The organism is Prevotellamassilia timonensis (assembly GCF_021531665.1).
In the GTDB taxonomy this organism is placed as follows: Bacteria; Bacteroidota; Bacteroidia; order Bacteroidales; family Bacteroidaceae; genus Alloprevotella.
This window is the reverse complement of sequence record NZ_JADYUH010000077.1, coordinates 1-11,011: the sequence shown is the minus strand read 5'-3', so window position 1 is coordinate 11,011 and position 11,011 is coordinate 1. Positions and strand designations below refer to the sequence as shown.

The window sequence follows — 11,011 nt, the reverse complement described above, 5'->3', positions numbered from 1 at the left end:
AGAAGCGCACCGCCCAGGGCATGTTCTATGGAGTGAAGAAACTGGAGAAACCCGCTGAAGCAGAGGTGGAGAAGGTGGAGAATGTGGAGATCGCTGAGAATAATTGCTCGCAGATTACGCAGATTCCGCAGATTTCAGAGAAAGAGTTCTCGCAGAGTGCGCAGAGTTCGCAGAGTTCTGAGAAGGTGTTCTCGCAGAGTGCACAGAGTGCGCAGAGTGCAGAGAAGGAGTTCTCGCAGAGTGCGCAGTGTTCGCAAAGTGCTGAGAAAAAGTTCTCGCAGATTTCGCAGATTCCGCAGATTCCGGAGAAGGAGTTCTCGCAGAGTGCGCAGAGTTCGCTGAGTGCAGAGCAAAATTTCTCGCAGATTTCGCGGATTTCGCAGATTTCTGAGAATCCGGAAGAGTCGCAAGACACGCATTCAAAAAAATTTTAGGCCGAAAGGTTTACAGAATTAAAGAGAAACACCTACTTTTGTAAACAGATTTGTCCTATGACTTTTTGTTATACAAAAATGAAGACTGTAGATTTTTCTCAAAGACTCAAAACCATCCGTCATCTCTTTGGTCTGAGCATGGAGCAATTGGTTCAGCAAATGAATGTGCCTATATCACGCCAGAGTATTTACAAATACGAATCAGGCGCGATGCATCCCAAGCCCGAGGTCATGCAAGAACTATGTCGAGTCCTGCGCGTTGATTCAATCCTTACAGAAGGTCATTCTTTCCATCTTTCCCCTCTTATGCCTCGTTTAGTGAAAGGTGGGAAAATCACCACAGAACTTTATCAACAACTTTGTTTCCAGGTGTGTGCTTGGCTTGAGCGATACATCAATGATGAGAAAGCGACCGGACAATATCGCAAGTTTGTTCGCCCCGACCTCATCCACCCTGCAAAGGATGCAAAAGATGCGGAAGAAGCAGCCTCGAGATTGAGAGATTGTTGGAAAATTGGAGAATGCCCCATACCAAGCATCCTGCGAATGTTGGAAAGAAAAGGAATTCGTTTTTTTGAAACTTCTCTTCCAACGCAACTGCTTGGGTTAAGTTTGTGGGCAGACAATATATATCCTGTCATCGTGTTGAACAACGATTGGCAGTCTAACACCGTTGAGCGTCTTCGATTCACGGTTGCGCATGAATTAGGACACTTGTTACTAAATTTTGCTGACGGCGCGGATGAGGAACGTATCTGCAATCAATTTGCAGGCTGTTTGCTGATGCCACGAAATGTGTTATATGAGGAAATAGGAGAAAAGCGTGATTTCCTCACTCTTGACGAACTGATAGATTTGCGTGAGCAATATGGTGTTTCTATATCCGCTTTGATCCATCAAGCATTTGACTTGGGAATCATTTCACGCAAACACTATGATTGGTGGTATGAAGAGCAAATTCATCTCAACATCAAAGAAGAAGGATGGGGTGCTTACGCTTTTACGGAAAGCCTTGGACGCCATCGGCGCATCCAATCCATCATGACAAATAAAGAGAATCAAAAACTGTAACAATCAAATCATAAATACACAACCTTTTAAAACTTATACTATGAAGTATTCAGATTTCACGAGACTCTATTCTCTTAGCAAAACCCTGCGTTTTGGGTTGATTCCTGTGGGTGACACGTTGAAGAACGTCATTGAATCCGACATTCTGAAAGAAGATGAACAACGAGCCGAAGACTATGTCAAGGTCAAAAATCTCATCGATGAATATCACAAAGCCTTCATCGAAGATGTGCTGACGGACTTTCACTTTCCTGAGGAAGGTGACAATTCCTTGAAAGAATATTATGCACTTTTTCAAGCGAAAGATAAGGACGAGAAAGCAGAGAAAAACTTTGAGAAGGCACAAGAAAAACTGCGCAAGTTGGTGGTATCGGCTTTCACCAAAGACGAACGTTTCAAAAGTTTAGACAAAAAGGAACTCATTCAGCAAATGATCCCGGAGTTTCTGCGTGAAAAAGGTGCTCCCGAAGAAGACATCGCACTTGTTCAGAAGTTCAATGATTTTACCACCTATTTCACGGGATTCCATCAAAATCGAGGGAATATCTATTCTGAGGAAGCAAAAGCCACTTCGATTGCTCATCGAATCGTTCATGAGAATCTGCCCAAGTTCCTCAGCAACATGAAAACCTTTGAAATCATCAAGCAGGAACCTGAAATGCAGGAGTGCTTGCAACAGATTGAGAAAGAGATGGGACTTGACCCAACCGAATGGAGTCTGGAACACACTTTCAGTCTCACGGGATTCAATCATGTGCTGAGTCAAAAAGGCATTGACACCTATAACTCTTTGATTGGAGGACGAACTGAAGAACAAGCGTCTTCATCCACACTCAAAAAGATAAAAGGCATCAATGAGCACATCAATCTTTTCAATCAAACACATCCCCAACAACGCCTCCCCAAACTTCAATTCCTTTTCAAACAAATCTTGAGCGACCGTGGGACAATTTCATGGCTGCCCCAGACTTTTGACAATGACCAACAGTTGCTTCAAGCAGTGGAAGATGCCTATCAGTCTCTCAAAGAGAACGTGTTGAAAGAAGGGCATTCAAACCTTGTTTCTTTGTTGACATCCCTGAAGGACTATGACCTCAATGGGATTCACATCAACAACAATCTTCAACTCACGGACATCTCTCAGAAAATGTTCGGACAGTGGCAGTTCATTCAAGAAGCCATCACGGCAGATTTGTCTGCACAAAATCCACGAAAAAAGAAAGAGCAGGAAGAGGCTTATTGCGAGAGAATCCAAAAAGAACTCAAGCGTCGCAAAAGTTTCAGCATAGCATACATTGATTCTTGCATCCGTCAAAAAATGGACAGCATGGACGCTGATTCAAAAAATGATTTTCTGCCTTCACTGGAAGACTATTTCAAAACAATGGGACAAGACCGTTTGAATGCAACGTCAAACAATCTTCTTCAAAAATTGGAGTGTGCGCACGGTGCATTTAAACCTTTATATGATTTGTCAAGTGAAGTGAAATCCCTGGCAGCAGATGAGGGTCAAACTGAACTCGTCAAGAATTTGCTTGATGTGGTCATGGAATGGATGCATTTTGTGAAGCCCTTGCGTGGAAATGAAGATGAATCTTTGAAGGACGAACGCTTCTACGGAGACTTCATGCCCTTCTGGACGGAATTGGAACGCATCATTCCACTCTACAACATGGTGCGCAACCATCTCACCAAAAAACCTTTTGAGGTGAGCAAAATCAAACTCAATTTCGAAAACAGCAAATTGTTGGAAGGTTGGGACAAGAACAAAGAAAGAGACAACACCTCGGTGTTGTTGCGGAAAGACGGCTTCTACTACTTAGCCATCATGAACAAGAAATTCAACAAAGTCTTTGAAGACAGCCAACTCAGAAGTGATGGGGAGTGCTATGAGAAACTCGTTTACAAACAATTATCAAACCCTAAAGCAAACTTAATCAGAGTATTTTTCCCCAAGAAAAAAGCACCTGTGCTTCCGCCCAGCGAGGAGATTCTTCGAATTAAAGAAAGCGGTTCTTTCAAGAAAGGAGATAATTTCTCCGTGGAAGACATGCACAAACTGATTGATTTCTACAAACAAGCGATTGATAAATACGAATGGAGGAACTTCAACTTCAAATTCTCCCCCACAGAATCCTATAAAGACATGAATGGCTTCTTCAACGAAGTGTTGAGCCAGGGTTACAAGATTAAGTTTGTGCCCGTGTCTGTGGCATACATCGAACAACTTGTGTCAGAAGGAAAAATCTATCTTTTCCGTCTGCACAACAAAGATTTCTCACCCGCCAGCAAAGGACGTCCGAACCTCCATACGCTCTATTGGAAAGCACTTTTCGATGAACGAAACCTGCAAGATGTGGTGTTTAAACTGAATGGACAGGCTGAGTTGTTCTACAGGAAGAAGAGTCTTCCCCAAAAGATCACCCATCCTGCAAACACTCCCATCAAAAACAAGAACAAACTGAACGCCAAGCCCGTCAGTGTCTTCACTTATGACCTCATCAAAGACCGTCGTTACACGGTGGACCATTTTCAATTTCATGTGCCCATCACCTTGAACTTTGGCGTGGTGGACCAGCTAAACCTGAATCAGAAGGTCAATGAGTTCCTTCGAGAAAATCCGGATGTGCATCTCATTGGCTTGGACCGCGGTGAACGCCATTTGCTTTACCTGAGCATCATTGACACCAAAGGAAACATCATCGAACAACATTCGCTGAACGTCATTGAAAGCGGACAATCCAATCAAATCAATAAGACAGACTATCACAACCTTCTTGACACCCGTGAGACTGAACGCCGACAGGCACGAGTGGGATGGAAGCAAATCAATTCCATCAAAGACCTCAAAGAAGGCTATCTCTCACAAGTCATCAACATCATTGCGCAACACATGTTGAAACATCCCTCCATCGTGGTGCTCGAAGACTTGAATCAAGGCTTTATGCGTGGAAGACAGAAGGTGGAGAAGTCTGTTTATCAACGTTTTGAAAAACAACTCATTGACAAACTGAACTATTTGGTGTCCAAACAAGCCGATGCCGAAGATGTGGGGGGACTTTTCAATGCCTTACAGTTGACCAACAAAGCGGGTGACAGTTTCAACGGAAGACAAAACGGATTCTTGCTTTATATTCCTGCCTGGAACACATCAAAAATTGACCCCGTCACCGGGTTTGTCAATTTCTTTGACACCCGCTACACCAGCATCCCACAAGCACAGCAGTTCTTCAACAAGTTTAAAGACATCCGATTCAATGAAGACAAACAATGGTTTGAGTTTGAAACGGACTACAGTTGCTTCACCGCAAAGGCTGCCGCTTCAAGAAAGGACTGGAACATTTGCACTTACGGACCACGAATCAGAACATTCAGGAATCCGGAGCACAACAACCAATGGGAAAACGAAACAATCTCTCTGACAAACGAGTTCAAACGCCTCTTTGAAGAGCATCAAATCAATTTCCACTCGGCTCTGAAACCACAAATTGTCAACCAGCAAAGCAAAAACTTTTTCACCAAACTTCTTGAACTGTTCAAACTGACGCTGCAAATGCGCAACAGCGAAGTCAATTCTGAAGTGGACTTCATCATCTCACCCGTAGCCAATGAAGAAGGTGTGTTCTTTGACAGCCGAACAATCACCGATGCGAAGCAAGGACCGGAAAATGCGGATGCCAACGGAGCATTCAACATTGCACGAAAAGGGTTGCTTTGGCTTCGGCAGTTGATACAAGCGGAAGAACAGTCCAAGTTCAAAGCAGACCTGTCCAAAGACGCTTGGCTGAAATTCGTTCAAGAAAAGCCTTACTTGAATGAATGAATACATCGCTCTCTCCGAACTTAATGACTTTATCTTTTGTCCGTACTCCATATATCTTCACCAGGTGTATTGGAGTACGGACGAAGAAACCTACAAAGCATTGCCCCATGTAAAAGCCTCTTACAGTTCATTTCTCTGGTTATTTAGAATGTAGGGGGAAGAACTTGCATTTTTTCCACTCAAAGAATCTTTTAATAATGAAGATATTGTATTACCTTTGCGTACAGAAAGAGTCAATCCTCTTTCTTTAATTTCTACTATTGTAGATTAGTAGGCGACTTGGAGGATGTCGGGGTCAATCCTCTTTCTTTAATTTCTACTATTGTAGATACGGTCGGCAGGTCGCGCCACGGCACGGTGTCAATCCTCTTTCTTTAATTTCTACTATTGTAGATGCTTCTTCGCGTTGGATTCAAGAGCCCCGTCAATCCTCTTTCTTTAATTTCTACTATTGTAGATCGAGGCTTCCGCGAACTCGTACGCAGTGTCAATCCTCTTTCTTTAATTTCTACTATTGTAGATCGATAGGTGACGGCGGACTTAGCGAGTTGTCAATCCTCTTTCTTTAATTTCTACTATTGTAGATTGCCTCGGTGAGAGCGTTCGTCTGTTTCGTCAATCCTCTTTCTTTAATTTCTACTATTGTAGATAGTTCCGCTTCTCTTTGTTCACGTTGGGTCAATCCTCTTTCTTTAATTTCTACTATTGTAGATCAATTTCTCTGATAGATTCTTTCTCGTCAATCCTCTTTAATTTCTACTATTGTAGATCTCCATGCAAAAATGAAGAATATCCATGTCAATCCTCTTTCTTTAATTTCTACTATTGTAGATAGGTCTATGCGTGCGACGTGGAGATGGTCAATCCTCTTTCTTTAATTTCTACTATTGTAGATCAAAGATATCATACACGTCGGACAGGTCGAGTCAATCCTCTTTCTTTAATTTCTACTATTGTAGATAGTCTCCTTCACCGCTGACTTGTTCTGTCAATCCTCTTTCTTTAATTTCTACTATTGTAGATTCGGTTGTTGTTCTCGTGTTCGTCAGTTGTGTCAATCCTCTTTCTTTAATTTCTACTATTGTAGATAAACTGTACACCGAAGTACATCGTAGCGACGTCAATCCTCTTTCTTTAATTTCTACTATTGTAGATAGACGAAGGTGGACAAGGAAGCACGGACTGTCAATCCTCTTTCTTTAATTTCTACTATTGTAGATTCGCCTCGCCGGAATCACCATCCAACGCGTCAATCCTCTTTCTTTAATTTCTACTATTGTAGATAGATACTCCGCCGTGTTCTCTCGCGTTTCGGTCAATCCTCTTTCTTTAATTTCTACTATTGTAGATCACTCGGTTCTCCACCGCGTTGTCTCTAGTCAATCCTCTTTCTTTAATTTCTACTATTGTAGATTTCGCGGTGTGCGTCGTGATTCTCTCCGTCAATCCTCTTTCTTTAATTTCTACTATTGTAGATCCTAATAAAGAAACGTTGTGTGGAGTTGTCAATCCTCTTTCTTTAATTTCTACTATTGTAGATCGCGGGTCGTAGTCCCGTTGGGAGCAGTTGTCAATCCTCTTTCTTTAATTTCTACTATTGTAGATATGCCCAACATTTTTGCGATGGCTGTTTGGTCAATCCTCTTTCTTTAATTTCTACTATTGTAGATCCCTCCTTTGGCGTATTGAGATACACTAGTCAATCCTCTTTCTTTAATTTCTACTATTGTAGATCGCTGGGAGGTGCGCTGGCGCGTCACAGTCAATCCTCTTTCTTTAATTTCTACTATTGTAGATTCACGCAAACAGCCGCGTTTAAGCAGTTCGTCAATCCTCTTTCTTTAATTTCTACTATTGTAGATGGCGAGGGCAGTCCACGTGTCCACGTTAGTCAATCCTCTTTCTTTAATTTCTACTATTGTAGATCCTCCGTAGCACAATACGAGCGCGAACTTGTCAATCCTCTTTCTTTAATTTCTACTATTGTAGATGTGCATCAGTTGCACGAAAAGGTGGTGGGTCAATCCTCTTTCTTTAATTTCTACTATTGTAGATTTGTATGTTCCGACATAGACACACGCATTGTCAATCCTCTTTCTTTAATTTCTACTATTGTAGATCAGTTCCTTCTTCACGGCTTCGGGGTCTTGTCAATCCTCTTTCTTTAATTTCTACTATTGTAGATGAGAAAAGTAATTACCGCCTGTTATTCTCGTCAATCCTCTTTCTTTAATTTCTACTATTGTAGATTTTGTAAGAAACCCCGTTTTCATCCCCCGTCAAGCCTATTTCTTTAATTTCTACTATTGTAGATATTGCATGATGGCGGGAAGGTGAGAAATTGATTCTGTACGGGGTATCTTTCCCTCCATTAATGCTCTTAATAGCCTCGTAAATACTCTATTACCGAAAATTCGGGGCTTTCCTGTGAAGAGAAGGGGTAAAGGGATGGTAAAAGGGACTGTGTAGGGGGCTGAAAAGGGACCGGAATGAGGCGAAGAAGAAAAAAAGGAGGGAAACTGATTTGTTAAACAATCCTTATTCGTAAATTTGCCCGCTGCAAAGTGCACAAAACCTTACGTTGAATCGGGACCATACCTATATATAATATGGTACACCCCAAAACAAAAAGAAAATGCCAACTATCCTACGCAAAACACAGTTCTCTGAAAATGTCTTCTGCATGGAAGTGGAAGCTCCACTGATTGCACGCTCCAGAAAAGCAGGTCACTTCGTCATCGTCAGAGCCTGCGAGGGAGGAGAAAGAATCCCTCTCACCATCGCTGCCGCCGACAAAGAAAAAGGTAGCATCACACTCGTCGTGCAACGCGTCGGGGTCTCCTCCGAAAAACTGTGCCGACTCAACGAAGGCGAACAAATCGCAGACATCGCCGGACCTCTCGGAAAAGCAACTCACATCGATAAGTTCGGAACCGTGGTCTGTGCAGCAGGAGGCGTGGGAGCCGCACCTCTCCTGCCCATCGTAGAGGCTCTGCACGCTGCAGGAAACAGGGTCATCACCGTGCTCGCCGCACGCAACAAGAGCCTCATCATCCTGGAAGAGGAACTGAGAAAGGTGAGCGACGAGGTCATCATCATGACCGACGACGGAAGTTACGGCAAAAAAGGACTCGTCACGGAAGGCGTGGAGGAGGTCATCAAACGGGAAAAGGTGGACAAATGTTTCGCCATCGGACCTGCCATCATGATGAAATTCGTCTGTCTGCTGACTAAGAAATATGAAATCTCTACCGACGTCTCTCTCAACACCATCATGGTGGACGGAACGGGTATGTGTGGCGCCTGCCGCATCACCGTGGGCGGAAAAACGAAATTTGTCTGCGTGGATGGTCCGGAATTTGACGGTCACGAGGTGGACTTCGACGAGATGCTGAAACGTCTCGGGGCTTTCAAAGCGGAAGAACGCGATGCCATGGAAAAGGAACACCTCCGCGCCGAAGAGAACAAGGAGGAGGGACGCGACGCGGAATGGAGAAAGGCTCTCCGACAAGCGATGAAACCCAAAGAAAGAATGGGCATCGAAAGAGTGGTGATGCCGGCTGCCGACCCGAAGAAAAGAGCACGACAACTCACGGAGGAGGTGAATCAGGGACTGACGCTGGAAATGGCATGCCAAGAGGCTAAACGTTGCTTGGACTGTGCCAACCCGGGATGTGTGCAGGGGTGCCCCGTGGGCATTGACATTCCTTCCTTCATCAAACACTTGGAAAGTGGGAACGTCATGGCTGCCGCGGAAACACTCAAGAAAACAAGTGCACTGCCCGCCGTCTGCGGACGTGTCTGCCCGCAAGAGAAACAGTGTGAAAGTCAGTGCATTCACCACAAGATGAACTCACAGCCTGTTGCCATCGGCTATCTGGAACGCTTTGCTGCAGACTATGCTCGTCAGCACGCTGCCGAGGCTGCCTCGGAGACTTCCGCCGCTGCGGAGAAGGGTAAGATTGCAGTGGTCGGCAGCGGTCCCGCGGGACTTTCCTTCGCCGGAGAAATGGCAAGAAGGGGATATGCCATCACGGTCTTTGAAGCACTTCACGCCACGGGCGGTGTGCTGCGCTACGGTATTCCCGAATTCCGTCTGCCCCGCACGGTGGTGGACGCTGAAATCGACGGGCTGAAGACGAAGGGCGTGGAATTTGTCACGGACTGCATCGTGGGTAAGACCATCACGGTGGACGAACTGAAAGCGGAGGGCTATCGCGGCATCTTCATCGCTTCCGGTGCGGGACTGCCGAACTTCATGGGCATCGAGGGAGAAAACGCTGCGGGCGTGCTCTCCAGCAACGAATATCTGACCCGCGTGAACCTCATGCACGCTGCCGACCCTGCCACGGACACGCCCGTGCCGTTCGGAAAGCACGTGACGGTGGTGGGAGGCGGCAACACCGCCATGGACGCGGTGCGCACCGCCCTGCGTCTGGGCGCGGAATCTGCCACCATCATCTATCGTCGCACGGAGGCTGAAATGCCGGCACGACTGGAGGAGGTGCACCATGCCAAGGAGGAAGGGGTCACGTTCCTCACGCTCCACAACCCCATCAAATATCTCACCGACGAAACAGGACACGTCAGCCAGGTCGTTTTGCAGAAAATGGAACTCGGCGAGCCTGACGCGTCGGGCAGACGACGCCCCGTGCCCATCGAGGGAGAGACGGTGACTCTGCCCACGGACTTGGTGATTGTCAGCATCGGCGTGTCGCCCAACCCGATTCTTCCGCAATCGGTGGAGGGTCTGGAACTGGGCAAACGCGGCACCATCACGGTGGACGAAAGAGGAGAGACTTCCATCCCGACCCTCTTCGCCGGTGGTGACATCGTCCGAGGCGGCGCCACGGTCATCCTCGCCATGGGCGACGGCAAAAAGGCGGCGGCTGAGATGGACAAAAAACTCTCCGGAAATCCCTCTTGACATCATTTGAGAACATGCGGAGACTGACGGACAACCATCCGTCGGTCTCCGTGTTTGTTGTGACAAACTGAACCATCGAAAAAAACATGCAAGGACTCTACTCCATTCTTCTGCTCATCTGCTCCAACATCTTCATGACTTTTGCCTGGTATGGGCACCTCAAACTTCAGCAAGAAAAAATCAGTACGTCGTGGCCGCTCATCGCCGTGATTCTCTTCTCTTGGGGCATCGCGCTGTTTGAATATATCTGTCAGGTGCCGGCGAACCGCATCGGCATCATTGACAACGGCGGACCGTTCACGCTGATTCAACTGAAAGTCACGCAGGAGGTCATCTCGCTCATCGTCTTCACGGTGGTGGTGACACTGCTGTTCAAAGGGGAGACGTTCCACTGGAACCACATCGCTGCCTTCTTCTGCCTGGTCGCCGCCGTCTATCTGGTTTTCCTGAAATGAAGTCTGAAATCAACATGCAAGACTCGACACAAAAGGTTCTCCATTAATGCCCATTAATTCTCTCGTTAATCGAAGAGTCAAAGAGACTAAGAGACTAAGAGACTAAGAGTCAAAGAGACGAAGAGACGAAGAGACGAAGAGACGAAGAGTCAAAGAGAGGAAGAGGCTAAGAGACAAAGGGACTAAGAGTCAAAGAGACTAAGAGACAAAGGGTCAAAGGGGCAAAGAGATAAAAAGAAAAAGGGGCAAAGACAAAAACCAAGAAAACCCCTTGAAGAGTATGGCGGCTGCGCCGCTGCTG

5 protein-coding genes and 1 CRISPR repeat array are annotated in these 11,011 nt (G+C 45.7%); all 5 genes read left to right on the top strand.

What is annotated here, in order from left to right; all coding sequences use genetic code 11:
- Positions 1 to 434, top strand: a 434-nt coding sequence (locus I6E40_RS10010; RefSeq protein WP_235386935.1) for a hypothetical protein, incomplete at its 5' end; no start/stop codon positions are given.
- 78 nt (positions 435 to 512) lie between these two features.
- Positions 513 to 1,505 carry an XRE family transcriptional regulator gene (locus I6E40_RS10005; RefSeq protein WP_235386933.1) on the top strand — a complete coding sequence of 331 codons (993 nt, stop codon included), beginning with the start codon at positions 513 to 515 and terminating at the stop codon, positions 1,503 to 1,505.
- Positions 1,506 to 1,545: 40 nt separating this feature from the next.
- Entirely contained in the window at positions 1,546 to 5,328 is a 3,783-nt protein-coding gene (gene cas12a / locus I6E40_RS10000; RefSeq protein ID WP_235386932.1) for a type V CRISPR-associated protein Cas12a/Cpf1, read from the top strand.
- A 232-nt stretch (positions 5,329 to 5,560) separates the two neighbouring features.
- Positions 5,561 to 7,642: direct repeats of the CRISPR family, unit length 36 nt; unit sequence GTCAATCCTCTTTCTTTAATTTCTACTATTGTAGAT.
- A 321-nt stretch (positions 7,643 to 7,963) separates the two neighbouring features.
- The gene (locus tag I6E40_RS09995; RefSeq protein ID WP_235386930.1) at positions 7,964 to 10,255 is read left to right on the top strand and encodes a bifunctional dihydroorotate dehydrogenase B NAD binding subunit/NADPH-dependent glutamate synthase; all 2,292 of its coding nucleotides are present in this window, start codon (positions 7,964 to 7,966) and stop codon (positions 10,253 to 10,255) included.
- A gap of 86 nt (positions 10,256 to 10,341) precedes the next feature.
- Complete coding sequence (locus I6E40_RS09990) at positions 10,342 to 10,710, top strand: DMT family protein (RefSeq protein ID WP_235386928.1); 369 nt, start codon at positions 10,342 to 10,344, stop codon at positions 10,708 to 10,710.
- Positions 10,711 to 11,011 lie beyond the last annotated feature (301 nt).

What these genes read in the sequence shown, in the direction of transcription:
- I6E40_RS10005 (WP_235386933.1), top strand. Translation starts at nt 513, where the DNA reads ATGAAGACTGTAGATTTTTCTCAAAGACTCAAAACCATCCGTCATCTC.
- cas12a (WP_235386932.1), top strand. Translation starts at nt 1,546, where the DNA reads ATGAAGTATTCAGATTTCACGAGACTCTATTCTCTTAGCAAAACCCTG.
- I6E40_RS09995 (WP_235386930.1), top strand. Translation starts at nt 7,964, where the DNA reads ATGCCAACTATCCTACGCAAAACACAGTTCTCTGAAAATGTCTTCTGC.
- I6E40_RS09990 (WP_235386928.1), top strand. Translation starts at nt 10,342, where the DNA reads ATGCAAGGACTCTACTCCATTCTTCTGCTCATCTGCTCCAACATCTTC.